This is a genomic window from Parasulfitobacter algicola (assembly GCF_013315265.1).
GTDB classification, from domain to species: domain Bacteria; phylum Pseudomonadota; class Alphaproteobacteria; order Rhodobacterales; family Rhodobacteraceae; genus Parasulfitobacter; species Parasulfitobacter algicola.
On sequence record NZ_JABUFE010000006.1, the window covers coordinates 177,251 to 202,669 of the forward strand.

Genomic DNA, 25,419 nt, shown 5'->3' on the forward strand with positions numbered 1-25,419 from the left:
ATAGGTCCGGTATAACTTTAGACAATCATTTGAATAAATCAGATTTCGGAGATGCCAATGCCACATTTGATCTTTGTTCCTGTTCCGAATGCAGAAAAATACCCCAATCGACCTTTGACAATTGGCGAAAAGCAGATGGTCAAAAGCGTTTTTGGGGCAGAAAAATTTAAATATGATGAAATCGTTATCTTGAACCGCCCGCATTGGAGGTTGATTCACATAATCAAAAAAAGAAAATTTCTATCTGTCGCTCACGTCGTCGGCACCAAAATGTTCATGTCCAATAAATCGCAAACGAAATATGAAAAAGACTATAGCCTTGTGGGTGTAAGCCTCGCAGACAAATGCACCTTTATGCACGAGATGACTCATATCTGGCAGCATCAGTTGGGCAAAGGACGCTATAACGCATTAACGCAAAAGCAAATGAACAATATTCTGCATGAAAAAGACCCACTTCTTGAAAAATATTCTTTGAATGAGATCACCGAAGAAGAAGTTCTTGAAAGTCGTAGAAAATACGACTCGATTTCAAACTTGGGGAAAATCCCTCACAACCCACCGATTTCAGCTGTTATCGCGTCACGTCACCACGCAAAGGAAAAGGGGATCACACAAGAAGAAATGTGCGATTTCTGGGATAAAAACGCCGAATATGATTATCTGCGACCAAGTGCGGTCGATTTGAACTTCTACGAATTGAACGTTGAACAACAAGCCAACTTAATCGGGAATTATTACTATATAAAGCATTGCCCTAAAGAGGATTATAATCCGAACGCCAAAAACTCTATCACATGGCGAAAACTAAAGCCTATTGAATACTACGAAAAGATGATCCCCTTTCTTCCCAAATAGCGATCAAGGACATCATAACGGGTTTTCATTATTGTGTTGTGTCCTCATACTGAGTTTGAGTGATTTGATGGTGACCGATGCCCCTGCCCCCTGATGCGATTATCGATTTCCTTGGCAACATGCAGCCCTATGATCGGCTGCCAATTGCCGCGCTGACTGATATCGCCAATAAAATGGATTGCGTGCATGCCGACAGCGGCGCCGATATCTATGTCGCAGGACAGAAACAGACCGGGCTTTTCGTTGTGTTCAAAGGCCAGATTTCTGTCACCGATCTGAACGGCGTACAGATTTCAACCCTTGGGGCGCGGAACACATTTGGCGAACGCGGGCTGATGAAAGACGGCGTCGCCGTGACGTCCGCCAAGGCCATAGAAGACAGCACATTATTCCATCTGCCCGCCACCGATTTTGCGCAGCTTATGGATGATCACGCCCCGTTTCGCCGGTTTTTCACGCGTACGCGCCAGGCTGAACCTGTTCAGAACGATCTTGCCACGATCCGCGTTGACACGATCATGGCGACAAACCCTGTCACCTGCACGCCTGACACTACGATCCAGCAGGCAGCTGTATTGATGCGCGATCGTCGAATTTCTTGTCTGTGCGTCATGGAAAATGGCCTGCAAGGTATATTGACTGTTCGTGATCTGACCAATCGTGCGCTGGCAGATGCGTTACCGCTGGATACACCGGTCAGCGAAATCATGACATCACACCCCATCACCCTGCCCGCCAGTGCAATTGGGTCAGATGTGCTGAATGCGATGATGGAACGCAATCTGGGACACCTGCCTATCTTGCAGGGCGATGATCTGGTGGGTATCGTCACGCAAACGGATCTGACCCGGTTTCAGGCGTCATCCTCGGCGCAATTCGTTCAAGACATCGCAAATGCCAACAGTGCCGATGATTTGGCTAAGGTCACAGCGAAAATTCCAAAATTGCTGGTGCAACTGGTTGCTGCGGGAAACCGCCATGAAATCGTCACCCGGCTGATCACCGACATTGCAGACGCTGCCACCCGCCGCCTGCTGACGCTTGCCCATGATCACCTTGGCCCCGCGCCCGTGCCCTATCTTTGGCTGGCGTGCGGCAGTCAGGGGCGACAAGAACAAACAGGCGTATCAGATCAGGACAATTGCCTGTTTTTGCATGATGATGCCAGCGATAATGATTTGATCTATTTCGATGCGCTTGCAAAATATGTTTGCGACGGGTTGGACAAGTGCGGGTATGTCTATTGCCCGGGCGATATGATGGCCACAAATCCACGCTGGCGGCAGCGCGTCACAACATGGCGCAACTATTTCACGGGCTGGATCGCAACACCCAATCCCGAAGCCCAAATGCTGGCATCGGTCATGTTCGATCTGAGGCCCATAGGCGGCGATCACAGCCTGTTTGAAAACCTGCAGGCCGAAACGCTGCAAATGGCTGCCAATAATTCGATTTTTATTGCGCATATGGCGTCGAATTCCCTGAAACATACACCGCCACTTGGTCTGCTTCGGGGGTTTGCGACAATCCGGTCGGGCGAACATAAAAATCGCCTGGACATGAAGCACAACGGCGTGGTGCCGATTGTCGATCTGGGCCGGATGTATGCACTGCAAGGAAAGTTGACAGCTGTCAACACGCGCGCACGACTTGAAGCGGCGCGAGATGCGGAAACGATCAGCAAAAGTGGAGCGCGCGATCTGCTGGATGCCTATGATTTGATCGCCCAAACGCGTCTGGATCATCAAAGTACGCGGATCAAAGCCGGCGAAAATCCAAACAATTTCCTGCGTTTGGGAAATCTGTCTGATTTTGAGCGAAGTCATCTGCGAAACGCTTTTGTTGTGGTAAGAACAATGCAGTCCGCCCTTGGACAAGGACGTGGTATGTTGGGATAACAAGACGTGCAGCCCGCACAGAACGGGCGCACGACTGGGAGGATACGTTATGTTTTTTGAACTGATCGGCACCTTTGCTGCAGGGTTCGCAGCCGCAGGTTTGGTTTTGATTCTGAACCGCGTCTTTGCAGGGCGCTTGCCGAAATGGCTGATGCCGGTTGTGGCAGGCGTTGCGATGCTTGCGACGACAATCAGTAATGAATACGGTTGGTATGCGCGTGCACAAAACAATCTACCAGATGGTATTGTTGTCGCACAAACCATTGAAAGTCAGGCATTTTACCGTCCATGGACCTATGTAAAACCCTATGTCAGCCGGTTTGTCGCCGTCGATCATGCCTCGATCCGTAAAAATGAATCTGTACCGGATCAGCGCATCGTTAATTTGATATTTTATGGTCGGTGGGCCCCCGTACAACAGGTGCCTGTGGTTTTTGATTGCGCAACCGCGCGGCGGGCGGATGTCGGCGACGGCATGCAATTTGGGCCTGAAGGACAGATCATCAATGTTGATTGGATCGGACTAGAGGACGACAATCCCGTATTGAAAACCGCCTGTGCCGGGGCATGACAGATGACCAACCTTAGCCTGCGTCTTCGAATATTCTTATTTTTCTGCTTTCTGGCTGTGGCCAGCATTATGGCAGCCAGCGTTGCGGCCTGGGTCGGATATGGCCGCAGTGACGCACCACAGGCCGCTTCCGCGTTTGTTTTTACCGCTCTTTTCAGCAGTCTTTTATCGGTCATGGCAACCGCTGGCATCTGGCTTTTGTTTGATGAAAATGTTGCCAAACCCATCGAACGTATTGCAGCCGATCTTCGCGCACGAGCCCACGCCAATATTAACCAGGATATCGATGCCGAAGCCGCAAAATATCTGGGTGATCTGGCCCCTGCCGCACAGGCAATGACCGCGCAGCTTAGTACCGCCACGATGGATACGGCACAGACAATAGCGGAAAAAACAGCATCGCTGCAATCGGAAAAAGAACGCCTGACCGCGATCCTGTCTGACATTCCAATTGCAGTGATATTGGTTAATCCAGAACACCAGATAGTGCTGTATGACGGTCAAGCATCGGATTTGTTATCATTCGAAGGTCCCGCACGCCTGAACGCATATCTTTTCGATTATCTTGAGGCTGGCGGCATAAAATCTGCCCTGAAAACCCTGCGCAATAATGATCTGCCCCGCATCACATTCACCGCATTGTCACGATCAGGGCGCAGTTATGATGCTGTCATCCGCCCCATGGGCGGTGACGCAGGCTATATGATCACACTTGAACCCCAAGAGGATGTCACCCAGGATCTTGCCCCCCACGCCGAACGACCGCTGGTCTATGATTTCAGTTTGATTGAGCGTCAAAAACGATGTGATCTTCATGACAAGCCATTGAACGATCTGTGTTTTGTGGTGTTCGATACAGAAACCACCGGTCTTTTACCCCATAAGGATGAGATCGTTCAGATCGGGGCTGTACGCATGTTGCGGGGTCACATGATCGAAGGTGAAAGCTTTGAAATCTTGGTCAATCCGGGTCGTAAAATTCCGGAAAGTTCGACCAAGGTCCATGGGATCACCAACGCGATGGTGACCGACGCCCCTGCAATTGATCAGGCAGGTGCCTCTTTTCATCACTTTGCGCGCGACGCCGTTCTGGTGGCGCATAACGCGCCTTTCGACATGGCGTTTTTGCATCGCCATAAAAAGAGGATTGGATTAACTTTTGATCATCCGGTGCTGGATACTGTTTTATTGTCTGCCGTCCTGTTTGGCGGATCATCGACCCACACTTTAGACGCGCTTGGCGATCGTCTTGGTGTTCGAATTCCGGCCCACCTGCGCCATACGGCCATGGGTGATGCCGTCGCAACCGCGCAAGTCATGGAAAAAATGCTGCCCATGCTGATCGCACGCGGATTTATCACGTTCGGCGACGTTCTGAATGAAGTGCGCAAGCATCAACGGATCGTAGAAGATCTGAACGCCTGACTTTTCAGCCGTCAGAAACCGCGCTTAACTTAAATTAAAATCCTGCATCCAGCCCATGAGCCGCTTTTGGTTGACGCCCATGTCAGATTGTCCAAATCGCAAACGACTGTTAATGATCAGAATAGTGCCTTCCGCAACGGTCTGTGCCTCGACCGTTGTGTAATCAGGAAACCCCATCAGCAAAGATCGCGTAACATAGGTCACCATGCCCTGATCTGTCGTTCCAGCCAAACGGGTTGTGCGGGGCGTTTCCATGATAATGCGGTCCATTTCAACCAATGCATCCTGGGGTGCAGCATCGATAAACATCACCTTGGCAAACCCGCCTTCGCTGGCATGATCACCGGGCACCATAGGATAGGACGACGTATGCCATTTGGCTTCTTCAGACGGCGCAAATCGAATATAAAGCAAGCCGCATGCAATAAGCACAATCACCAGAAGAAAAACGATTTTCATATCCCTGTCCCTGCTCAAGTTCGTATTAGTCGGAAACGCTTGTGTTTCATATGGTGATGTATGCGCCGGAAACCACCCTTAGTGATTAGAGTTTATTCTGGCGTTTATTCCACAGCATCAGGCACATAATTTCGGTCGCGATGTGGGCCCCGGCAATCGCTGTGGCGCCGGTCGTGTCAAAGGGGGGCGACACTTCGACAACATCGCCGCCTACAACATGGATACCGGCAAGATCACGCAAAATGATAGCTACCTGCCCGCTGGACAAACCACCCCACACCGGTGTGCCAGTGCCAGGGGCAAAGGCAGGGTCAAGGCAATCAATGTCAAAGGTCAGATATGTTTGATGATCGCCCAAAATATTTTTTATCTTTTGTGCCGTGGCGACTGGGCCGCTTTCGTGGACCTCACGGGCATCAATGATATTTACGCCAAGGGTATCATCATTTGTTGTGCGAATACCAACCTGAACCGACCGCGCCGGGTCGATCAACCCTTCTTTCACCGCTTTATAGAACATGGTGCCGTGATCGATCCGGTCCATATCATCATCTCGCCATGTATCCGAATGTGCATCAAACTGCAGCAAAGACAGGGGGCCGTACCGGTCGGCATAGGCGCGCAGGATCGGAAAGGAAATATAGTGATCCCCCCCAAGCACAAGCGACCCTGCATCTGCATCCAGAATGGTTTTGACATGTGTGGTCAGCGCGGCCGGAAAATCTGAAATGCGGGCATAGTCAAAGGCCAGATCACCGTAATCCACAACGCTGAAGTCACTCAGCGGATCGAACCCCCAGCCATAGGGTGGGTCATAGGGCTGCAAGCTGCTGGCCTCGCGGATGGCACGTGGGCCAAGCCGTGTGCCGGGTCGGTTCGTGACGGCCTGATCAAAAGGCACGCCTGTAACTGCAATATCAACGTCTGTCAGATCCTTGGTATAGGTGCGCCGCAGGAATGAGGTCACGCCACCAAACGTGTTTTCAAAAGCTAACCCCTTGGTCCCCTTGCGGGTAATGGCCGTATCAACCTGGGTCTTTGCGTCTTCTAAGGCCATTCGGCGGTCCGTTCTGTTCATAATTAAGACAGCTTGCTTAGCTTGAGATCATATGTTGATCGCATTCAAAGCGCCATGTGTTTTGCATTCCGACCGGATCATCGATGTCTTATGAGATTTCCAGTCCTGATTTACCAATCACTCAGGCTGATACAACGGAATAGTAGAGATCGACATTTTAGCCGAAGCATTCTGAATATCTCGTGCGTGCGAAATATAGATCAGTGTTTGATTTTGTTCATCCATGATCCGTTTTATCTTCAGTGACTTCCAGATAATCGACCGACGTTCTGAAAAAACGGATTCCCCTTCGTCGGACATATCAATATCGCCTAATGTGATCGGTCCGGTTTGGCGGCAGGCAATTGAAGAATTCGACGGATCTTCGAACCAGTTGCCTTTTTGAAGCCTGTCAATAAGTCCCCGTTCAAAATAGGCTATATGACACGTCACGCCATCTACCTTGGGGTCCTGAAACGCTTCGATAATAATGTCATTACCCAACCAATCGACGTCAACGTTCCCAATCTTTTCTGCCGCAGCAGATGACGCGAATAGCGCCGATAAACATACTACTGCAGCCTTAATTACACCAGACATCATATTTTCCTTTGGTTGCCCAATCTGTTTAACGAACCAAAGCGATTATAGTTTCAGTGCCTTTGTCATTAAGCTGCATTTTTCATTCCGCTTTAGGCAAAATTACCTCAACTCTTTCTAAAATCTGCAGAATTTCCAAAGCGTTGGAACTATTTTCACCCGCGCTGAGTTTGCCAATCAGCAGTTGAATGTAACAACGGCATCCGGTGGAAAGCGAACGTCGATCGGGTACAGCAATCTTACTGTTCGCATACGGGAGCTATATCATGAACGGAATTATTTATCTTGTTGGCCTAGTCGTCGTCGTATTGTTCATCCTTTCAGTCCTTGGACTACGGTGAACCCCATGGCAGATGAAATTGAAACAGCCGAAGTGGCATTTACGGGTACGTCACGACCCGGCATGGCCTATCTTGAATGGGGCGCGATCTTTGGCGGCATTGCGGTGGCATGTGCGATTTCAGTCGTCTTGATGAACTTTGGGGCCGCTGTTGGCCTGAATGTTGGAAATCCACTTTTGGCTGATGGATCAGCGTCTTGGAATGTGCTTGTGGCCGGCCTTTGGGTTATTGTCGTATCAATCTCGGCGGCGTCTGCGGGCGGTTATTTGTCTGGTCGCATGCGGTCACGCCGCGATGATGCGCTTGAGTCCGAAGTCGAAGTTCGGGACGGCACACATGGGCTTGTCGTATGGGCCGGATCAACACTTATTGTGGCTGCAATTGCTGGCGTATCTGCGTTGGCAGGTGCATTCGTTGCAGCTGTCGACACGAATGGGTTTGAAGTAACAGAGCAAACTGTGCGTTTTACGAAAAACTCATCTATTATCTTTGCTTTTGCCACAGCCGCAGGCCCAGCCTTGGCTGCAGCAGCAGCATGGTTCTCAGGTATCTCAGGCGGGACACATCGCGATGGCGGTTTGTCTGTGCATGATGTCGTTCCAGTAATGTTACGCAAACGCAGCTAAAACTGATCACATCTTGCGACTTTGTGATCAGATCAAACAATCACGTTGACCGGTTAAACCCGGTCAACTTTTTTTACTTTACTGTCCCAATGGTTTGGCGTGCGATATAGATGAAATACACAGCAAGGGGCAATCACATGACCAAATCACAGCAAGAAAAATTCGATAATTTTAAAGCATTGCATGACAATGGGCAGACTTTTGTAATCCCTAATGCATGGGACGCAGGTTCGTCGCGTATTCTGACCCATCTGGGTTTCATTGCCCTTGCCACCACCAGCGCAGGTTATGCGTTTTCCATTGGTCGGCGGGATGCCATTGCAGGGCTTAGTCGTGATGAAATCCTGACCAACGCCAAGGCCATTGTCGATGCCACCGACCTGCCCGTTTCAGCGGATCTGGAAGATGGCTTTGGTAGCAGTCCCGACGCTTGCGCCGAAACGATCAGACAGGCCTGTGATATCGGTTTGGTGGGTGGGTCAATCGAAGATGCAAGTGGTGATCCTGACACCCCGATCTTTGACATGGGACTTAGCGTAGACCGTATTCAGGCCGCTGTTGACGCCGCCAAAGATCGCCCCTTTCTGCTGACTGCGAGGGCCGAAAATTTCCTGTATAGCCGCCCTGATCTGGATGATACGATCAAGCGGTTGCAAGCGTTTGAAAACGCTGGCGCAGATGTGCTTTACGCCCCGGGCCTGCCAGATCTGGATGCCATCAAAACTGTCTGCGCAGCCGTTAGCAAGCCCGTCAACGTCGTCATGGGGCTAAGCGGTGGTCTGCATTCTGTCGCGGATCTGGCAAAGGCTGGCGTCACACGCATCAGCGTCGGCGGATCTTTTGCCCGTGCCGCATGGGCCGGCATGATCCGCGCCGCCGAAGAGGTGCGCGACCATGGGACCTTCACCTATGCCCAAGACGCCATCCCCGACGGTGTGATCAGCCAGATGATGTCGGATGAACGACGGCGATAGGCTTTAGGAAGCTATATCAAGTCCGGACAAGCCGAAATTCTTGCAAATCATACAAGCAGTTATTCGGTAAAACCGTCGGATGATCCTTGAGAGTCCAAACTAACAAATGCTGCGAAGGCAATGAATGGCAGCTTTAGCACGTCCGCATCCTCCGACACAAAGAACGACGGAAATACCGTTGGTGCCCGTTAAACTGTTATCCAAACATACGGAGGATATCATGAAGACACTAGGCACCACGCTCGCTCTGACGTTTTTGACCGCCGGTGCAGTTCAAGCACACGTGACTATCACTGTGGATGGGGATCAGCGCTGTATCACATCCGATGGCGTGCCCGATCATGACACTGGCCCATGGCGGGCCGGGGCTACGGTGCAAGAGCAGAACCATAGGTTTTGCATGGATGCGACGCCCGAACTCACGGACACCATTACCCAGAGCGTCCATATTTCGGGCATTACGCTGACCGGAATTCCAATGCGTCCAGGCACCGCTGAATACTATGATCCGACTTCCGAGCGTGGTTATTCGCGCGATCCATCTTCGGGGTGGAATGTAGAAGGTGTCGGCGGGCTCATCATGGACGCGCAGAACGCGCATGTGGACGGTGACGGGATGTACCACTATCACGGCATTCCGTATGCATTAACAGGCACCCTTGACGGCACGCTCTTTGGCTATGCCGCGGATGGGTTCGAAATCCACTACGTGGGCGATCAGGTGCAATCGTCCTGGCAGTTGAAAAGTGGCGAACGCACATCCGGTCCAGGTGGCGCACATGACGGCACCTATGTCCAGGATTACGAATTTATTGCAGGCTCCGGAACTTTGGATGAATGCAACGGGGCCATGATGGACAGAAGCTATGTCTATTTTGCAACCGATACATACCCCTTCTTCCCGCGCTGTTTCAAAGGAACAGTGTCGAGCGACTTCATCGGTGGGCGCGGCAATCAGCCCCCGCGAAATGGCGAGGGCTGATCTGAAACAAACCGAAATTCACAAATTTGCCATTTATAGATTAGACTCGAATGATAGCATCGTCCCGCAATCTCACCAAGTGGCTCATTGAACCAAAGGGCTGCTTTTGACACCGTTTGTTGCCCAGACCGAATAAAGCGTTAAAACGCTAAGAATTCAGATAGCCCGTTAGTATTGCGGTAAATGCGCCGATGTGGACAACCATGATCGCCCGGTCTTTCCACATCACACCCACGACAAACCACAGGATAATGCCGATAATAAAGGCAAAACATTCCACGGAACGATATTCAAACCGGTCAGACCACAGCCCACCAATTGAATGACAGTCGCAACCCATTTGACAACGCCAACACGTTCCAATTTGCAAACCCTTTAGACCTTGATCCATGTCTAATCGGTTTGAAACAACGACGCCTGCCACAGGTCCGATTTATCAAAACGAAAACATCAAACCCTAATTAAACATCGCAGGCAGATCTATCGTGCTTTCGACGTTCAGCTGATCCTTGTGTGCCGCAATAAACCGCTCTGCCGCGCGCTGGCCGGCCTGCTTAAGCTCAGACAACACATAAGGCGACGGCACCATTTTTGTCGCCACGCTTAGCATGTTCATCAGATCATCATCGGCGATCATATGGACCACAATATCCTCCATGGTTCCAGATTTCAGCGCCCCGTCGTGCAATAGTCGTTTGACAAAATTAATCGCCCGTAGTTCCCGTAAAAGGGATGAATTAAAGCTGATCTCATTAATCCGGTTTTGAATTTCAGGCGCCGTTTTCGGAATATCCTGTCGTTCCAGCGGATTGATATTCACGATCACGATATCGTCCGGCAAAGCGGCTGTAAACAGCGGGAACAACGCAGGATTGCCAGTATAACCACCGTCCCAATATGCCTCAAGCCGATCGGTCGCAGGGTCATGGATTTCAACGGCCTGAAAGATCGTGGGCAAGCAGGTCGATGCCAGAATGGCGTTGGTCGAGATATCTTCGCCCTCAAATATCTTGATTTTGCCTGTCCGCACATTTGTCGCACACACAAACAGCGCAGGCCCATCGTGGGCACAGACTTTATCATAGGAAAACTGCGCCACGATCCGTTCCAGAGGGTTTTGATAAAACGGGCCATAGGTATAGGGTGAAAACATCCGCGTGGCGCTGTCGATGAAGGAAAACGGCAAGCTGTATTCAATGGACTGGCTGATCTGACCAAGTGACGGCATCAGCGCCGTCATCCAGCTGGCCATGCGCATGTCATTGATCGCGCCCACCTTATGCCAAAGCCAGTTCAGATTTTCGCGCGCACCATCACGACCACCTGACAGCATCCCCGCCTTGAACGCAGCGCCGTTCAGCGCTCCGGCAGAGGTACCGGAAATCCCCGCAATCTCTATATCATCCTCATCCAGAAATCGATCCAGAACGCCCCAGGTAAAGGCCCCATGCGCACCGCCACCCTGCAGCGCCAGATTGATACGTTTCACGATTGGCTTGCCTCATAGGCCGCAATCAGATCGGTGATCAGGATACCGTCGATCATCGCATCGGTTATATCTGCATTTGTAATCTCAAGCCCTGTCAAATCCGCAGCATTTATGCTGACCCCCGATAGGTTCACATCATCAAATGTCGCATCTGTCAGCTTGACATTTTCAAACGTCAGCCCGGTCATATTTGCATCAATGATCTTGGCATCGGTCATATTCGCGTCCTGAAATTCTGCGTTTTTCAGACTGACGCTTTTAAATGTCGATCCGTCCAGCTGTTGATTTTCGATCTGAAGTTTATCGCTCATAATGCGGTCCATCCTCCGTCTACGCTGATTGTTGTGCCGGTGATCTGTGCCGCCGCGTCCGAGGCCAGAAAAACCGCCGTGCCACCCAATTGTTCGACCGTGGCAAATTCTTTCGATGGCTGGCGGGTCAACAAAACCTCGCGCACAGCTGTATCGCGGTCCATATCATATTTTTTCATCGTATCGGGGATCTGTTCTTCAACCAGCGGGGTCAGAACGTACCCGGGACAGATCGCGTTGGCGGTGATCGGTTCCTCGGCGGTTTCCAGCGCCACGACTTTGGTCATGCCCACAATTCCGTGCTTGGCCGCCACATAGGCCGATTTATAGGGCGAAGCTGTCAACCCATGGGCCGAGGCGATGTTGATCACCCTGCCCCAGCCCGCCTTGCGCATCAATGGCAAGGCCGCAGCGGTGGTGTGAAAAGCCGAACTCAGGTTGATGGCGATAATCGCATCCCATTTTTCAGCTGGAAATTCATCGATACCCGCCACATGCTGAATGCCGGCATTGTTGATCAGAATATCGCAGGCGCCAGCTTTTTCGATCAAGGCCCGGCATTCGTCGCCCTTGGACATATCGGCCTTGATATACCGCGCCGTCACACCCGTCACATCGGTGATTTCCTGTGCCAATGCATGGTCATCCTTGGTGTCGGTGAACGAATTCAACACAACGTTCGCCCCGGCTTTTGCCATCTCGCGTGCGATGCCAAGCCCGATGCCTGAATTCGACCCGGTTATGATTGCTGTTTTTCCGTTCAATGACATGACTTGCCCCCTTTTCACCATAGGTAAGCTGTCATGCTGCAGATGCAAAGAAAATTACAGAAAATCAAACAATCATCCCAAAGACCCACACCAAGGATGATCACAGTACGGCTTACAGAAATATCGCACATCGCATTTGCCCGATCCTTTTGCACCTGCCTTATTCTCAATCATATTTAGAAAACATCTTTGCAAAAAACACGCTATGAGCGATTAAATTCTTACATTTTTCGCACCTGATCGGCGAAATTTTGTTATTGTCGCCAGTTGCAAAACAATCATTTGTTATCACCCGTTTCTTGATCTTTGGTTTGCTTACAAAACTTCAGCATCCTCAGGAGCGACAAGATGAGCACAGATAATATCTTCGCAATAGAGACAGAACTTTCCTTTGATATGAATACGATGGCAGGTGCCACGACGAACGCGGCCCAGAATAACGTCATCGAAGGCACCGCTGGCGACGACATCCTGACGGGACGTTCAGGTGACGATATCATTCGCGGCCTTGAAGGCAATGATCGCCTTTTCGGCGAAGACGGCAACGACCGCATGGGTGGCCAGCAAGGCGATGACTTTCTAAGCGGCGGAAATGGTCAGGATACAATGTACGGCGACGCTGGCGACGACACACTTGAAGGCGGCGACGGCAATGATCAGCTGCTTGGTCGTGTTGGCGATGACAGCATCCTTGGTCAGGGCGGCAATGATAACATATCAGGCGACGAAGGCCGCGATACCATCGATGGTGGTGACGGCAGCGATGCTATCTTTGGCGGTAATGATGATGATGTCCTGCAAGGTGGTGCAGGCAATGACTTCATCTCTGGCGGCAACGGCAATGATATTCTGCGTGGCGGCGCAGGAAATGATACCTTGTTCGGTCAGGAAGGCGATGATCGCATCGGTGGCAAATCCGGCGATGACCGGATTGAAGGCGCCAAAGGCAATGATGTGCTTTACGGCGATGGCGGTGAAGACACAGTCAAAGGCGGCTCGGGCGAAGATACGATCTTTGGCGGTGCCGGTGATGATTTTCTGGACGGCGATGCCGGTGCCGATTTCATCGACGGCGGGGACGGCGATGATCAGATCTTAAGCTCTGAAAGGGGATCAACAGCCAGCGATGACACCATGCGGGGCGGCGCAGGCGATGACCGTATCACCAGCTTTTCCGGCAACGATATTCTGGCCGGCGGTACAGGCGATGACACACTGGTCAGCGCGAATGGTAACAATACTCTGACCGGTAATTCCGGGGACGACGTTCTTGCCTTTTACCAGGGAAGCGCCACGCTGACAGGCGGCGCTGGCAGTGACGAATTTGTCTTTTCGGATAATACGTCACAAGGTCAGGGCGGCACGGCGACCGTCACAGATTTTTCAACTGCCGAAGACACGATCGGTATCATCCGAACCATCGGCACGACCGTGACCGCGCAGGAAAATTTCGATCTGTTTTTGCAAGAAGCACAGCAGGTTGGAAACGCCGTGGTCTGGACTGGCGACAGCACCCAAAACACGGTTGCATTCGAAAATCTGTCCCTGTCTGACCTGACAGTCGATAACTTCGAAGACATCTCAGGATTGGTCTGAACAAAAGCAGTGCAGCATCGAAAACCCGGTGCTGCACTGCACCCGGATCATTACAAAACACCCGGCAAACAGATCTGAAACAGACAAGGCTTTTGGACTTTTCAGAATCATTGCAGGCGACTTTCAGCACGCATCCGGGCACCAGTTTTGCGGCGGAAAACTGTTTTTGAAGTCGGCCGACCGCATTCACCGTGAAATCATCGAAATTGACCAGATCGAAAAGATCGAGGAAGTCTCGGCCGACGATTCGCGTTCGGTCACCGGGTCGTTCGGATGGGGCCTGGCCGGGGCCTTTGTCGCGGGCCCCCTGAGTGCGCTGGCCGCCGGGTTTATCGGCGGCAAACGGAATGACGTCACCTTTATCTGCACCCTGAAATACGATCGCAGCTTCGTCGGCGTGATCAACGCCCGCGACCTGTCCGCGCCTTTCCTGCTAGCGAAAAAAGACGCGTGAGGCAAAGCGTCGACGTATCGTGGCGCACCTTACCTTAGGGTGCAAACGGTATTGTCAGAAAGCTACGATACATCTGATTTGCAAGAAACACGCCGCGGTTCGACTGACCGAAAACTCAGGTGATCAACATCGGCCCCAAACCTCTGACGCAGGATAGCTTTTACGGTACCAATTTCAGTTGGCGTTGCTTGAAGGCCACGTCCGACGACATGAACGGCTCCGGGCTGTATGTTCAAAATATGCGTGTATTCTTCAGGAGTATAATTCGTTTCGCTGACGCCGTTGTATGACCAGCCTTTAAGGTATGCAAACCGTCCCGATCTTTCGTAAGGTGCTGAAATTATGCGATACCGCTGTCCTTCTGGGCCAATATAGATGTCCATACGACCGTCGGGTGGTGTGGCCCCCATGGCAGCGCCAATTACATAGCTTGCATCACAGTCAGCCCGACCGTTGCATTTCTTGAACTGACCCTGCTGAATGGGGCGATAGCTCAAAACCAGCCCAAACTGCGTATATGGTTGTGGGACCGCCAAATACACACGATCTTTTGAGACCGAAAATTCGTTCATCACACGGTCGCTTGATTCATTGATCTCAAAACACCCCGACAGCATCAAGACAAAGGCAAAAGCAAATAGTCGTTTCATATCCAAATTCCTCGCTCACGAATCCGTGAAACCTTATGTCTGGGGAAAACCAGTTACAACGCGATAGCAACAAAAAAAACGCCAGCACGAAGCTGGCGTTGAGTTATTGAGGCAGGTTTCATACAGGCAAGAAACCTATCGAGCAGTGATCCCTTTATAAGCAATCCGGCGCTGCGGTCCAAGCTAAAAGTTTGAAAAGGTTGAAAAGCCTGCGTACGTTAGACCGAAATGAAAAAGATAGAATGGGGAACGTCCACAAAATGAGACTGTTAAGCATGGGCAGCATCCGAAAAACCGGCCTGATTCTGGGCCTGCTGGCAACCACCGGATTTGTATCCGCCGAACCTAAACATGGCATAGCTATGTATGGTGACCCTGCACTACCACCGGATTTTGTGTCCCTGCCCTATGTAAACCCCGATGCACCCAAAGGCGGTCGCGCGGTTTTTGCGGAACGCGGAACCTTCAACAGTCTGAACCCTTTCATCTTCAAAGGCGCTGTGCCTTGGCAGCTTCGCTCTGTCACATCCGAAGGTCTGATGGGCCGGAATTGGGATGAACCTTTCACCATGTACGGTCTTTTGGCCGAATCGATTGAAGTCCCGCCGGATCGGGGATGGGCTGAATTCACGCTGCGCGAAAACGCACGCTTTTCCGATGGCAGTCCGGTCACGGTCGAAGATGTGATGTGGTCTTACGAAACGCTCGGCACCCAAGGCCACCCCCGTTATCTTGGACTGTGGAATAAGGTTGCAGCGATGGAACAAACGGGACCACGATCCATTCGCTTTACGTTCAATGATGAAGATCGCGAACTTGCTTTGCTGGTCGGCTTGCGTCCGATTTTAAAAAAAGCACAGTGGGATGGTATTGATTTTGCAAACTCAACATTGGATCAAATTCCAATAACAACAGGGCCTTACACGGTTACGGACTATCAAACGGGGCGTTTTGTTGAACTGACACGCAACCCCAATTACTGGGGTAAAGATCTGCCTTTGCGCCGGGGTATGTATAATGTTGACACGATCCGGATGGAATTTTTTGGTGATGCCTCGGCGATGATAGAAGCGCTGAAAGGTGGTTTGATCAATTCGCACCGCGAAACGAACGTACAATCCTGGGAAGTTCAGTACGACTTTCCGGCCGTTCAATCTGGAGATATCGTCAAATCCGTGATCCCCCATCAGCGGCCATCCGGGATGACCGGCTTTGTCATGAACACCCGCCGCAGCAAGTTTTCCGATTGGCGCGTGCGCGATGCTCTAATCCACGTATTTAACTTTGAGGTGATAAACCAAACCGTCACCGGCGGGCAATCACCACGCATCACGTCTTATTTTTCAAATTCAGAACTTGGCATGCGCCCCGGCCCTGCCGAAGGCCGTGTGCTTGCGTTGCTTGAGCCATACAAGGATGAACTTATCCCTGGCGCGCTTGAAGGATACAGCGTGCCCGTATCAGACGGAACATTGCGCAACCGCAAAAACCTGCGCCACGCTATGGCCCAACTTGAAGCAGCCGGATGGACGATACAGGATGGCGTGTTGAAAAACAGCGATGGGCTACCCTTTACCATCGAAATTCTGCTGCAACAGGGGGCCATCGAAAATCTGGCGATCATGGAGATTTACCAACAATCGCTTGAACGCCTTGGTATTCAGGCAGTGATTTCAACCGTGGATAATGCGCAATACAAGGCGCGCACTGAAACCTATGATTTCGATATGACGCAGTATCAGGTCGGGCTAAGCTTATCGCCAGGAAATGAGCAGTACGCCTATTGGGGCGGTCAAGGTGTTAACCAACCGGGCACGCGCAACTGGATGGGCGTGAATTCAGTTGTCGTCGAAGCGATGATTGACCAGATGCTGGCCTCAGATAATCGGGACGAGCTGATTACCGCCACCCGCGCCCTGGACCGAGTGTTGACATCAGGTCGCTATGTTATTCCTACTTATCAATGGAATGTCAGCAGGATTGCACATGTGAAACAGCTGAAATATCCAGATTATATTCCGATCTATGGGGATTGGATCGAATGGCAACCTGACGTTTGGTGGTATGAGGAGTAGAAAATGAAGAAAGCAATAATAGTGTTGATTCTTATGGGTTTAGCAGCCTGTAATACGGTCGACGGTATCGGTAAAGATATCCGAAAAGCCGGCAGCACGGTTTCAAATATGTAGTAACGTCATTGGCCGTTCATCAAGCCCGCTAGGACCTGATGAGCGGCCGTTATACAGGTTCCAAATATCCGCGATAATGCACAACCAAACCGATACCCAAGGGTGCAGACAAGCGGACATCAAAGCGAAATTTACCCTCTGATTGTGTCTCATGCGACACACTGATTGGTAACAGCCATTTGGGCATCGGAATTCCGCCGAATATCTTTGCAGATGTAACAGGAAACACCAAAGCATCCCCTTTTACCTGAAGACCAAGCAAGAAGGTGAACGGACCAAACCGTTCAGTCATACCATTGGTTGCAGGGGCAAGATGGCTTTTAAAGGTCTGCTTTCCAAAATGCCGGTGCCATGTTTCGCCTGATTGTGTGCGGATCTTTACCACCTCAACCGAAATATCATCATCCGCTTTGGGAAATCGAAATACCCACCCCAAAAGACGTGAGATAAGACCGGTTCCACGGGTGACTGTGGATTTTCCAACCAAACGCAGCACACCATACGTCTGATGTGACGCCTGAACCAATGGGGGCAATTCTCTGAAAACGGGCCCCAGCACTGTTTGAAAAATAGGTTGTAATTCTGTTTCTTCTGTCGTGGTGATCACAGCCAGATCGGACACCGCGTCTTCGATCTGGTGCAAGCTTATCACAGCGGCTGATACGCGGGCACCTGGGGCGATGCCCTGAGGGTTTCGCAAAGCTGCGCGGGTGGCAACAGCGGGAATAAAAGGGCCTTCGCCCTGTTCGGCCACCAAACGCCAACTGCGCCGTATATGTGTGCCTGCGGTCGCCCCCGTGACATGCACCACCATTCCGCCGCGATCACTGCCTAAGAACCAAAGCATTTTGGCGGAAAAAAGCATCGTCACGATCAACCAGTTCTGCACAGGAAACATTACCTTGCTGCGCATCCAGGATATCGCGGCCAGCCCATAATTCATAACGCCCAGTTCAAGCCCTGCGCGAAAGAAAACACTGCGGGCCTGAAAAACTTCGGGGAATACTTTTAGATCGGGCACCTCGATCAGCCAGCCTTTACGCCGCATATCACTGGACAGATCATAGGCAACCGGCCCGGACCAACTGCGCCGCATCTGCCATTTGCCACCGATCATCATCGGAATATCGGTACCCGCCTGTGATAAAATGCCGGCCACAACCGATTTACCCCGTGGGGCCCGATTGCCCGGCAGAATCGCGGTATCGATCATCTCGATGCTGTCCATATCCTTGGACAATTCCTGAACAACGGCCGAGGACACGGCCGGAACACTTGAAAGCCCCGACAAGGCAAAACACCCGTTTTCTTTGGCCAGATCATCAAGTTGCGCCAGCCCAATGCAGAAATCCGCATCATCGGCCAGGTCAAGATAATGAATACCATGACTTAATGCGAAATGCGCCAAACGATACGGATCATCGCCATAGCTGTGAAAAGGGCCCGCGGCATCGACAACCACATCAGGCTTAACCGTCAACAACAGCGACAGGTCACCGGTTCGATCCAAAGTTAATGCAGTTGCATCCAGATCATCTGCCAGTATCTGCGCTTTTTCCATAGAACGCCCTGCGATAACAACGTCATGCCCATCGCGCACCAGAAGACGGGCCGTGCGTTCGCCAAAAACGCCATAGCCACCCAGAATAACAACTTTCATTTGATCAACCTTGCCCGCAACCCCGGCCCTGCGACCGCACACATATCTGTGCGCCCAAAGACAGAATACCTGTTACGCGCAATCCGCCGATAAAGCCATCCACGTACGGCACGCGGCAAAATCTCAAGTGCAATAAGCACGCGCCCCCATCCACCGGAACGGCGACCCACATGGATCATCGCTTCGATCCCCTGATAGGTTTGACCCTGATCCAGAACCAGCCATGTTTCAGGATCATCCTGCTTGATATTGTAATGCGTCAGAACGGCCTGCCCCAGTGGGGTTTGCACCGGGCAAATTCGGATATCGCCACTTTTATCCAGAATATCAATCATACGCGCGCCGAATGTACAAAGCGTGCAATCACCATCCATGAACGCAATCGGCGTTTGATCATCAAACTTGGGTACATCCGGATCGGTACGGTAGCTATAGGCAGGCGCTGACATTTTCTTATCCCTCTGATCGATAGATAGAGTGCTGATAAAAAGGGAAAAGATAATGTGCCAGTGTGACGCGGACGAATATGACTTCGTAAATGTCATACCTTCGGCAACAGTACCCAAAACAAAGAAAATATCTTCTTTCTGCTTTGAATACGCATGCCGAAGGGAAATTAAAAGCTTATGATCAGCTGGCCTCTGCCCAATCCCAAGGACGCGCAAAATTGCCCAGAACATGGCTGACAGCCTCGTCTGTGACATCCCCGGTTTTATTAACCTTGGCGACAAGACCACGCTTTTTATCTTCGACAACGCTGACCACTTCGGCATTTACATCAGCATCCGCCAAGGCTGCATTATAAATACGTTTGATCGCCATTTTGCGCAGGTCCGGCTTAAAGATTTTACCGACTGCGGTCTTTGGAAGTTCATCCATGATCTCAACATATTTTGGCTGTGCAGCACGTTCATGAACGTGTTCGTTCGCATATGCCATCAGATCATCGGTCGTTGCAGTGGCACCATCAATCAGTTCGACATAAACGCATGGCAGCTCGCCTGCGTGGGCATCGGGTTGGCCGATTGCACCGGCAAAGGCCACATCTTCATGACCGGCCAAAGCCTCTTCAATCTCGGCGGGGTCAATATTATGGCCCCCACGAATGATCAAATCCTTGGCGCGCCCTGTAATCCAAAGATAACCATCCGCATCAATGCGCCCCAGATCACCGGTGCGCAAATAGACATCATGGTGAAACAACTCGTGGTTTTTATCGTGCTCGGTATAGGTGGATCCAGCAAATACGCCTGGGTTGTCGATACAAATCTCACCTACCTCATCGACAGCGCATTCTTTTACGCCATCCGGGGAATGGGTCAGAATTTTGACGTCTGTATAAGGAAACGGCAGCCCGACGGAACCGATTTTCTTTTCACCATCAATCGGGTTGCATGACACCAGACAGGTGGCTTCGGTCAAACCATAACCTTCGACGATCTTCACGCCAGATGCTTTTTCAAAGCGTTTGAACAATTCGACCGGCAAAGGGGATGACCCCGAAAACGCTGTTTTCAGCGATGATACATCCGCGTTTACTGGGCGCTGCATCAGGGCGGATATGGCCGTTGGAACGGTGATCATAAACGTCACCTCCCACCGTTCGATCAGCTTCCAGAAGTTGTCGAACACGCCTTCCCCACGATAGCCCTGCGGTGTTGGGAAAATCACATGGGCACCGCTGTAAATCATGGCCATAAAGATCGGATAGCAGGCGAAAACATGGAACATCGGCAGCGGACAGATGATCTTGTCTTTTTCAGTAAACAGAATGCTTGCGCCCATAAGGCCGTTGTAAATCATGCCTGAATATTTGTGTTGGGCGACTTTCGGCATGCCCGTCGTGCCGCCGGTATGGAAATAGGCGGCAACACGATCAGTCTTGCTGTCTTCAAAATCAAGTGTGCTGTTTTGTTTAGCGACCGCATCGGAAAAATTCAGAACCGTCGCCTTGTGCTTTACGTCGACCTTTGGCCGGATCAGCGGAACGATGAACTTTTTCAATCCCGTCAGATAGCGCAGCAGATCCACTTCGATAATGTGGGTCACATTTGGGGCCAATGCGGCGGCATCAGCTGCCTTTTGGGCAACATCTGTTTTGGGAAAAGCTTTGAGTGTGACCAGCACCTTTGCGTTGGTTTCACGCAAAATCCCACCGATTTGTTCGGCATCTAGCAGCGGGTTGATCGGGTTTGCAATGCCTGCAACAGTGCCCGCGATCAGCGTTATGTTCGCTTCATTACAGTTGGGCAACAGATAGGCGACAGCATCATCTTCACCAACACCCAGACCACGAAACAAATTGGCGGCTTGCGTGATTTTTGTATGAATTTCATTCCACGTAAGCGTTTCAGCTTTGGCATCGGGATCGGAAAAAAGCTGAAAGGAAACGGCAGGGCGATTGCCAAATTTTGTTTTGGTCCTTGTCAGAAGCTCGTATGTCGTAACGGGAAGATCCCGCGCTTCATAAGCCATTTCCGTTTCAATGGCCTTTTTTTGATCAATCGTCGCGAATTGCATTACCGTCATTTCCTCCCTTGTGGTTCGATGTTTTCGAACCGATTTTTTTCACTGTAGCGGAAGATGGTCAGAAACGCAGCATCTGGCAAGTATGACGCAGGGAAAAAACTACTCTGCCGCGAGTCCGTCGGTAAATTGCAATCGTGCAAGACGGGCATACAGCCCCCCTTCCCCAACCAATTCATCATGAGACCCTTCAGCCACGATCCGCCCTTGATCAAACACAATGATTCTGTCCGCTTTTTTCACAGTTGCCAGCCGATGCGCGACGATCAGCGTTGTGCGATTTGCACTCAATGCCTCGACCGCGGTTTGAACAGCGCGTTCGCTTTCGGCATCCAGTGCTGATGTCGCCTCGTCCAGCAACAAAACCGGTGCGTCCCGCAAAATCGCACGGGCAATCGCAATGCGTTGTTTCTGCCCACCCGATAACATCACACCACGTTCGCCGACATAGGTGTCATATCCGTCCGGCAAGGCCGTTAGAAAATCATGGGCCGCGGCTGCACGTGCCGCCTGTTCAACGTCAGCATCCGATGCACCAGGCAAGCCAAAACGGATGTTATCACGCGCGCTGGCGGCAAAGATCACAGGCTCTTGCGGAACCAATGCGATTGCACGGCGAAAATCATGACGCGCCATGTCACGCAAATCAGTGCCGTTCAGCGTAATCCGACCCGCATCAGGATCATAAAACCGCTGTAGCAACTGAATAATAGTCGATTTTCCAGCCCCTGAAGGCCCAACCAAAGCAACAGTTTCACCCGGTTTGACATGCAAATTCACATGATCCAATGCCGCCTGCGACGGACGTGCGGGGTAATGAAAAGTCACGCTTTCAAAACTGACAGCGCCTTTTTCCGCATCATGCAAAGCCTGCGCCGTTTCCGGATCGCGCACATTGTCTTCGACATTCAACAGCTCAACCAGTCGTTCAGTCGCACCTGCGGCACGCTGCAATTCACCCCAAATCTCTGACAAGGCGGCGACAGCACCCGCAACCATGACCGAGAAAATGACAAACTGCACTAATTCGCCCGGCGTCATCATATCGCCGCGCACATCGTTGGCTCCGATCCAAAGAACGCCGTTTATGCCAGAAAAGATCAGGAAAATAACGATCATCGTCATCAATGACCGTGTCCCGATCCGCTTTTTCGCTGACACAAAGCTTTCTTCGGTCAAGTGATCAAACTTTTTGCGGCTTTCGGCCTCATGTGTAAAAGATTGTACGGTCTGAATGGCACTAAGCGTTTCTGATGCATTGCCGGATGATGCAGCAATCCAGTCCTGATTTTCGCGGCTTAACACCCTTAATCGCCGCCCCAGAACGATGATCGGTACAATCACTGTGGGCACGATCAACAAGACCAACCCAGTCAGCTTGGCCGACGTCAAAAGCATCAAGAATAGCCCACCGATCAGGATCAGAACATTTCTTAATGCCACAGACACTGATGATCCAATGACAGACAAGATCAATGTCGTGTCTGTCGTAATCCGGCTTAACACCTCGCCCGTCATAATATTTTCGTAAAATCCGGGCGACATACCAACAACACGCTGGAAAACAGCTTTGCGGATATCTGCAACAACCCGTTCGCCAAGCCGTGTCACCAGATAATACCGCAGAGCCGTGCCAATGGCCAAAAGGGCCGCAATACCGGCCGCGGCCAGAAAATACTGATTCAAGATTTCGGCATCTGCGGCGTTGAAGTTATCAACCACGCGCCGCACTGCAATGGGCAAAAGCAACGAAACCCCTGCCGTGATGACCAGTGCCAAACTGGCGAAAATGATCAGCCATTTGTATGGGTATAAAAACGGCAAAAGCCCCGACAACGCACCTATTTTCTTTGATTTTGCGCGTTCTTCTTCTTTTGCCAAAGGCGCTGACGCCATCTTAGTCGTCCTTTACGTTGCTCTGATCCGTCTTAGTCAAGACCGGCACTGGCAACAAGGTACAGGTGGTCGCGGATGAAAAATAAAAGGAATTCTGGAGCGGGCGGCGGGCTCGCGGAAATAGGTTTTCACAATAAAATCGATACTCCTGTGTCCCACGACTTAGCTAAGTGTACTTTAATAGAATCAACAACTTGGAATATAAGTGTCCTACGCTTCCGGGACTAAGAAAATTCTACTGAAAGCTTTTTCATTTGAGTCTGAGTAATTGCTTCATTTTCCATATTGAATCGAACTGATGATAATGTTGAGATCAAAGTGATTTGGCTTGCCACGCTTTCATACAGCCCCAAGTGCTCGTTTTAGCGCCATGTTGTCGGATCATAATCCCGCATCCAGTTTTGGTGGAGGCCGGATTCGGATTGGAACCATTGGCCGGGGAAGCGCAGGTTGATTGCGTCGCCCGATGTTGTGTGGATGCCGCCGAAGGGCAGGTATGTGGCCTGCCAGACTTTGGTGCCTGCGGTGTTGGTCGCGAACAAGGGCCGTCCGATGTGGTCGGCTCGGATGAAGTAGACCTGCCCGGCCTCGATCACGGCGACGGGGGTCATGTCCATCCAGACGTATTCCCTCAGCAGGGTGCTTGTCCCGGCTGCCGGATCGTATTCATATTCCGCGATGCGCTGACCGTCCAGATCATGGCCGAATGCAGCGTCCGGCCCTCTTGTGTCAGCCTGCGGATGACCTGCTGACCGGCGGCATTATAGACATATTCCGACTGCACCACGCCGTTGATCGAGAAGCTGTCCATCCGGTTCGCGGCGTTGTAGGTATAGCCGTAGGCGTCCCAGTCGATGCTGAGACTGGGTCGCAACGGATCGTTCGGGGCGGCGAGTGAGGTGCAACCCCAAGTTAACGTCCCATTCCGACCCTGCAGGCCAATGGACGGCGGCTCGCAAGGGTGAGCCTTTGGAGCGCATTCGTTGCCTATTCCGACAATTACCTGATCGACACCGACCACGGTGTTATCGTCAACGTGGAAGCGACCAGATCAATCCGACAAGCCGAGGTCGGGTCGACCAGGACGATGCTGAACCGCGTCAAAGAGAGGTTCGATTTGCATCCCGAACGCCTGATCGCGGACACTCTCAGAGCTAGAAGCAGAGTCACTATGCTAAAGCTCCCCAACACCACTTTTGTAAGGCGCAAAGTCGTCATGCTAAGATTCAACACCGCCGTGGCTCACAGAGCGCGATGTCGTTTCCTAAGTTCGCAGGCTTGAAAACAACTCTGCCGAATGCGTCCGGATCGCGTCGACGGCCTCATCACCCAGCACCAAACGAAGAGGCACTTCTTCACTGGAAAGAACCTGAGATAGCGCCCTTGCTGCTTTGGCTGGATCACCTGCTTGTTTTCCGCTGACCAAGCGCATGAACTCCCTCGTCACCCCGAGAACGTCACTGTACTCATCCATTGCAAGTGGGATGACCTGGTTCGGTGCGATTGCTGCAATTTCCTTAAGTGGCTCAAGTCGACGTGCGGTCGCGACCACGTTGTCGCCTGACTTGATTGCGTTTTTTGCAAACTCCGAACCAAACCCGCTCGACGCGCCGGTGATGAACCAAGTTTTTGCCCAAGAGAAACCCCTTTCGTCGTTTTAATCAGAGTGAGTTTATGAAGTTAGCTTCCGAAGCCGGATGAGGGATCACCGGCCCATGCGTCCGCAAGAACATTGGGATCGAAGTACTCTTCGAACATCTCGATAAGTCCTGCCGCATTGAATGAAAAAAACCCGATGTACCTATTGTCATATCGGCGACCCGTCGGAAGCACCTCGATCTCTCCTCGATACTTAAGCAGCAACGTGTTTGTTCCCTCCAAAACAAATGCTTGTCGATCAAAGAACTCCATTCTGCCAGTCAAATCAGGCAATTCAGCGTAGTGCTTGATCAGAGCCCCTTTTCCAGACACCTTTGTGGGAAACCCTTTCGGGGAGAAGCTGCAAAGGCGCTGCTTCCTATCATCAGGCACTTGCAAAGTGCTGCTTTCATCAGGTGTTTCATTTTGATCTCCTATTTGAAGCAAGT

At 51.3% G+C, this 25,419-nt stretch carries 26 protein-coding genes and 3 pseudogenes; 12 read left to right on the forward strand and 17 right to left on the reverse strand.

Going from position 1 to position 25,419, the window contains the following annotated elements; genetic code table 11:
* Positions 1 to 57 precede the first annotated feature (57 nt).
* The 4 genes from HRQ87_RS11840 to HRQ87_RS11855 all read left to right on the forward strand — a co-directional run bounded on the left by HRQ87_RS11840 (position 58) and on the right by HRQ87_RS11855 (position 4,752).
* Positions 58 to 858: a hypothetical protein gene (locus HRQ87_RS11840; protein WP_174138550.1), complete on the forward strand. Its 801-nt coding sequence runs from the start codon at positions 58 to 60 to the stop codon at positions 856 to 858.
* A gap of 77 nt (positions 859 to 935) precedes the next feature.
* Positions 936 to 2,756: a DUF294 nucleotidyltransferase-like domain-containing protein gene (locus tag HRQ87_RS11845; protein WP_174138552.1), complete on the forward strand. Its 1,821-nt coding sequence runs from the start codon at positions 936 to 938 to the stop codon at positions 2,754 to 2,756.
* Positions 2,757 to 2,805: 49 nt separating this feature from the next.
* Positions 2,806 to 3,327, forward strand: coding sequence for a hypothetical protein (locus HRQ87_RS11850; protein WP_174138554.1), 522 nt, complete (start codon positions 2,806 to 2,808; stop codon positions 3,325 to 3,327).
* 3 nt (positions 3,328 to 3,330) lie between these two features.
* Positions 3,331 to 4,752, forward strand: coding sequence for a 3'-5' exonuclease (locus HRQ87_RS11855; protein WP_174138556.1), 1,422 nt, complete (start codon positions 3,331 to 3,333; stop codon positions 4,750 to 4,752).
* A 24-nt stretch (positions 4,753 to 4,776) separates the two neighbouring features.
* Here HRQ87_RS11855 and HRQ87_RS11860 read toward each other — a convergent pair whose 3' ends face one another.
* The 3 genes from HRQ87_RS11860 to HRQ87_RS11870 all read right to left on the reverse strand — a co-directional run bounded on the left by HRQ87_RS11860 (position 4,777) and on the right by HRQ87_RS11870 (position 6,868).
* Entirely contained in the window at positions 4,777 to 5,211 is a 435-nt protein-coding gene (locus HRQ87_RS11860; RefSeq protein ID WP_174138558.1) for a DUF1499 domain-containing protein, read from the reverse strand.
* A gap of 85 nt (positions 5,212 to 5,296) precedes the next feature.
* A complete protein-coding gene (gene speB, locus HRQ87_RS11865; protein WP_174138560.1) occupies positions 5,297 to 6,268 on the reverse strand; it encodes an agmatinase in 972 nt (323 codons plus the stop codon).
* Between the two features lie 138 nt (positions 6,269 to 6,406).
* On the reverse strand, positions 6,407 to 6,868 hold the full coding sequence (locus HRQ87_RS11870) for a CreA family protein (protein ID WP_174138562.1): 462 nt from the start codon (positions 6,866 to 6,868) through the stop codon (positions 6,407 to 6,409).
* Between the two features lie 346 nt (positions 6,869 to 7,214).
* Between HRQ87_RS11870 and HRQ87_RS11875 the strand changes: the two genes are divergently transcribed.
* From HRQ87_RS11875 to HRQ87_RS11885, 3 genes are all read left to right on the forward strand, one after another.
* Complete coding sequence (locus tag HRQ87_RS11875; protein ID WP_174138564.1) at positions 7,215 to 7,835, forward strand: hypothetical protein; 621 nt, start codon at positions 7,215 to 7,217, stop codon at positions 7,833 to 7,835.
* 137 nt (positions 7,836 to 7,972) lie between these two features.
* Entirely contained in the window at positions 7,973 to 8,809 is an 837-nt protein-coding gene (locus tag HRQ87_RS11880) for an isocitrate lyase/PEP mutase family protein (protein ID WP_174138566.1), read from the forward strand.
* Between the two features lie 220 nt (positions 8,810 to 9,029).
* Complete coding sequence (locus tag HRQ87_RS11885) at positions 9,030 to 9,791, forward strand: YHYH protein (protein WP_246252160.1); 762 nt, start codon at positions 9,030 to 9,032, stop codon at positions 9,789 to 9,791.
* A gap of 148 nt (positions 9,792 to 9,939) precedes the next feature.
* Here the strand turns inward: HRQ87_RS11885 and HRQ87_RS11890 are convergent.
* The 4 genes and pseudogenes from HRQ87_RS11890 to HRQ87_RS11905 form a co-directional block, all read right to left on the reverse strand.
* A pseudogene (locus tag HRQ87_RS11890) lies at positions 9,940 to 10,106 on the reverse strand (DUF6552 family protein).
* A 142-nt stretch (positions 10,107 to 10,248) separates the two neighbouring features.
* Complete coding sequence (locus HRQ87_RS11895) at positions 10,249 to 11,280, reverse strand: patatin-like phospholipase family protein (RefSeq protein ID WP_174138570.1); 1,032 nt, start codon at positions 11,278 to 11,280, stop codon at positions 10,249 to 10,251.
* A complete protein-coding gene (locus tag HRQ87_RS11900) occupies positions 11,277 to 11,591 on the reverse strand; it encodes a pentapeptide repeat-containing protein (RefSeq protein ID WP_217430443.1) in 315 nt (104 codons plus the stop codon). The genes HRQ87_RS11895 and HRQ87_RS11900 overlap by 4 nt, the downstream gene beginning before the upstream one ends.
* Positions 11,588 to 12,361 (reverse strand): 3-hydroxybutyrate dehydrogenase, encoded by a 774-nt coding sequence (locus tag HRQ87_RS11905; protein WP_174138573.1) that lies wholly within the window; start codon positions 12,359 to 12,361, stop codon positions 11,588 to 11,590. Before HRQ87_RS11905 ends, HRQ87_RS11900 begins: the two co-directional genes overlap by 4 nt.
* Positions 12,362 to 12,709: 348 nt before the next feature.
* On the opposite strand from HRQ87_RS11905, the gene HRQ87_RS11910 reads away from it, so the two are divergent.
* Positions 12,710 to 13,957: a calcium-binding protein gene (locus HRQ87_RS11910; protein ID WP_174138575.1), complete on the forward strand. Its 1,248-nt coding sequence runs from the start codon at positions 12,710 to 12,712 to the stop codon at positions 13,955 to 13,957.
* Positions 13,958 to 14,123: 166 nt separating this feature from the next.
* Complete coding sequence (locus HRQ87_RS11915; RefSeq protein ID WP_174138577.1) at positions 14,124 to 14,411, forward strand: hypothetical protein; 288 nt, start codon at positions 14,124 to 14,126, stop codon at positions 14,409 to 14,411.
* Positions 14,412 to 14,473: 62 nt separating this feature from the next.
* Here the strand turns inward: HRQ87_RS11915 and HRQ87_RS11920 are convergent, their stop codons facing one another.
* A complete protein-coding gene (locus HRQ87_RS11920) occupies positions 14,474 to 15,061 on the reverse strand; it encodes a hypothetical protein (RefSeq protein ID WP_174138579.1) in 588 nt (195 codons plus the stop codon).
* A 260-nt stretch (positions 15,062 to 15,321) separates the two neighbouring features.
* Between HRQ87_RS11920 and HRQ87_RS11925 the strand changes: the two genes are divergently transcribed.
* Together HRQ87_RS11925 and HRQ87_RS11930 are read left to right on the forward strand one after the other, a co-directional pair.
* Positions 15,322 to 17,136 (forward strand): extracellular solute-binding protein, encoded by a 1,815-nt coding sequence (locus HRQ87_RS11925; RefSeq protein WP_174138581.1) that lies wholly within the window; start codon positions 15,322 to 15,324, stop codon positions 17,134 to 17,136.
* 33 nt (positions 17,137 to 17,169) lie between these two features.
* Complete coding sequence (locus HRQ87_RS11930) at positions 17,170 to 17,250, forward strand: entericidin A/B family lipoprotein (protein ID WP_246252208.1); 81 nt, start codon at positions 17,170 to 17,172, stop codon at positions 17,248 to 17,250.
* Positions 17,251 to 17,299: 49 nt separating this feature from the next.
* On the opposite strand, the gene HRQ87_RS11935 is transcribed toward HRQ87_RS11930, so the two are convergent.
* The 6 genes from HRQ87_RS11935 to HRQ87_RS11960 all read right to left on the reverse strand — a co-directional run bounded on the left by HRQ87_RS11935 (position 17,300) and on the right by HRQ87_RS11960 (position 24,206).
* On the reverse strand, positions 17,300 to 18,910 hold the full coding sequence (locus HRQ87_RS11935) for a saccharopine dehydrogenase family protein (protein WP_174138585.1): 1,611 nt from the start codon (positions 18,908 to 18,910) through the stop codon (positions 17,300 to 17,302).
* Complete coding sequence (locus HRQ87_RS11940) at positions 18,907 to 19,359, reverse strand: thiol-disulfide oxidoreductase DCC family protein (protein ID WP_174138587.1); 453 nt, start codon at positions 19,357 to 19,359, stop codon at positions 18,907 to 18,909. Before HRQ87_RS11940 ends, HRQ87_RS11935 begins: the two co-directional genes overlap by 4 nt.
* A gap of 181 nt (positions 19,360 to 19,540) precedes the next feature.
* Entirely contained in the window at positions 19,541 to 21,430 is a 1,890-nt protein-coding gene (locus tag HRQ87_RS11945; protein ID WP_174138589.1) for an acyl-CoA synthetase, read from the reverse strand.
* Between the two features lie 108 nt (positions 21,431 to 21,538).
* Positions 21,539 to 23,332, reverse strand: coding sequence for an ABC transporter transmembrane domain-containing protein (locus HRQ87_RS11950; RefSeq protein ID WP_174138591.1), 1,794 nt, complete (start codon positions 23,330 to 23,332; stop codon positions 21,539 to 21,541).
* A gap of 362 nt (positions 23,333 to 23,694) precedes the next feature.
* A complete protein-coding gene (locus HRQ87_RS11955; protein ID WP_174138593.1) occupies positions 23,695 to 23,949 on the reverse strand; it encodes an RHS repeat domain-containing protein in 255 nt (84 codons plus the stop codon).
* Between the two features lie 14 nt (positions 23,950 to 23,963).
* Positions 23,964 to 24,206, reverse strand: coding sequence for a hypothetical protein (locus HRQ87_RS11960; protein ID WP_174138595.1), 243 nt, complete (start codon positions 24,204 to 24,206; stop codon positions 23,964 to 23,966).
* Positions 24,207 to 24,210: 4 nt separating this feature from the next.
* Between HRQ87_RS11960 and HRQ87_RS11965 the strand changes: the two are divergent.
* Positions 24,211 to 24,479: pseudogene (locus tag HRQ87_RS11965) on the forward strand (IS5/IS1182 family transposase); the annotation flags it as partial.
* 117 nt (positions 24,480 to 24,596) lie between these two features.
* Here the strand turns inward: HRQ87_RS11965 and HRQ87_RS20245 are convergent.
* The 3 genes and pseudogenes from HRQ87_RS20245 to HRQ87_RS11975 all read right to left on the reverse strand — a co-directional run bounded on the left by HRQ87_RS20245 (position 24,597) and on the right by HRQ87_RS11975 (position 25,417).
* A complete protein-coding gene (locus HRQ87_RS20245) occupies positions 24,597 to 24,764 on the reverse strand; it encodes a hypothetical protein (protein WP_246252166.1) in 168 nt (55 codons plus the stop codon).
* A 48-nt stretch (positions 24,765 to 24,812) separates the two neighbouring features.
* Positions 24,813 to 24,950: pseudogene (locus HRQ87_RS20490) on the reverse strand (SDR family NAD(P)-dependent oxidoreductase); the annotation flags it as partial.
* Positions 24,951 to 25,012: 62 nt separating this feature from the next.
* On the reverse strand, positions 25,013 to 25,417 hold the full coding sequence (locus tag HRQ87_RS11975; RefSeq protein WP_174138597.1) for a nuclear transport factor 2 family protein: 405 nt from the start codon (positions 25,415 to 25,417) through the stop codon (positions 25,013 to 25,015).
* Positions 25,418 to 25,419 lie beyond the last annotated feature (2 nt).

What these genes read in the sequence shown, in the direction of transcription:
- HRQ87_RS11910 (WP_174138575.1), top strand. Translation starts at nt 12,710, where the DNA reads ATGAGCACAGATAATATCTTCGCAATAGAGACAGAACTTTCCTTTGAT.
- speB (WP_174138560.1), bottom strand. Translation starts at nt 6,268, where the DNA reads ATGGCCTTAGAAGACGCAAAGACCCAGGTTGATACGGCCATTACCCGC.
- HRQ87_RS20245 (WP_246252166.1), bottom strand. Translation starts at nt 24,764, where the DNA reads ATGCGCTTGGTCAGCGGAAAACAAGCAGGTGATCCAGCCAAAGCAGCA.
- HRQ87_RS11850 (WP_174138554.1), top strand. Translation starts at nt 2,806, where the DNA reads ATGTTTTTTGAACTGATCGGCACCTTTGCTGCAGGGTTCGCAGCCGCA.
- HRQ87_RS11855 (WP_174138556.1), top strand. Translation starts at nt 3,331, where the DNA reads ATGACCAACCTTAGCCTGCGTCTTCGAATATTCTTATTTTTCTGCTTT.
- HRQ87_RS11845 (WP_174138552.1), top strand. Translation starts at nt 936, where the DNA reads ATGCCCCTGCCCCCTGATGCGATTATCGATTTCCTTGGCAACATGCAG.
- HRQ87_RS11940 (WP_174138587.1), bottom strand. Translation starts at nt 19,359, where the DNA reads ATGTCAGCGCCTGCCTATAGCTACCGTACCGATCCGGATGTACCCAAG.
- HRQ87_RS11870 (WP_174138562.1), bottom strand. Translation starts at nt 6,868, where the DNA reads ATGTCTGGTGTAATTAAGGCTGCAGTAGTATGTTTATCGGCGCTATTC.
- HRQ87_RS11885 (WP_246252160.1), top strand. Translation starts at nt 9,030, where the DNA reads ATGAAGACACTAGGCACCACGCTCGCTCTGACGTTTTTGACCGCCGGT.
- HRQ87_RS11880 (WP_174138566.1), top strand. Translation starts at nt 7,973, where the DNA reads ATGACCAAATCACAGCAAGAAAAATTCGATAATTTTAAAGCATTGCAT.
- HRQ87_RS11930 (WP_246252208.1), top strand. Translation starts at nt 17,170, where the DNA reads ATGGGTTTAGCAGCCTGTAATACGGTCGACGGTATCGGTAAAGATATC.
- HRQ87_RS11875 (WP_174138564.1), top strand. Translation starts at nt 7,215, where the DNA reads ATGGCAGATGAAATTGAAACAGCCGAAGTGGCATTTACGGGTACGTCA.
- HRQ87_RS11900 (WP_217430443.1), bottom strand. Translation starts at nt 11,591, where the DNA reads ATGAGCGATAAACTTCAGATCGAAAATCAACAGCTGGACGGATCGACA.
- HRQ87_RS11925 (WP_174138581.1), top strand. Translation starts at nt 15,322, where the DNA reads ATGAGACTGTTAAGCATGGGCAGCATCCGAAAAACCGGCCTGATTCTG.
- HRQ87_RS11905 (WP_174138573.1), bottom strand. Translation starts at nt 12,361, where the DNA reads ATGTCATTGAACGGAAAAACAGCAATCATAACCGGGTCGAATTCAGGC.
- HRQ87_RS11950 (WP_174138591.1), bottom strand. Translation starts at nt 23,332, where the DNA reads ATGGCGTCAGCGCCTTTGGCAAAAGAAGAAGAACGCGCAAAATCAAAG.
- HRQ87_RS11945 (WP_174138589.1), bottom strand. Translation starts at nt 21,430, where the DNA reads ATGCAATTCGCGACGATTGATCAAAAAAAGGCCATTGAAACGGAAATG.
- HRQ87_RS11840 (WP_174138550.1), top strand. Translation starts at nt 58, where the DNA reads ATGCCACATTTGATCTTTGTTCCTGTTCCGAATGCAGAAAAATACCCC.
- HRQ87_RS11955 (WP_174138593.1), bottom strand. Translation starts at nt 23,949, where the DNA reads ATGGACATGACCCCCGTCGCCGTGATCGAGGCCGGGCAGGTCTACTTC.
- HRQ87_RS11860 (WP_174138558.1), bottom strand. Translation starts at nt 5,211, where the DNA reads ATGAAAATCGTTTTTCTTCTGGTGATTGTGCTTATTGCATGCGGCTTG.
- HRQ87_RS11935 (WP_174138585.1), bottom strand. Translation starts at nt 18,910, where the DNA reads ATGAAAGTTGTTATTCTGGGTGGCTATGGCGTTTTTGGCGAACGCACG.
- HRQ87_RS11920 (WP_174138579.1), bottom strand. Translation starts at nt 15,061, where the DNA reads ATGAAACGACTATTTGCTTTTGCCTTTGTCTTGATGCTGTCGGGGTGT.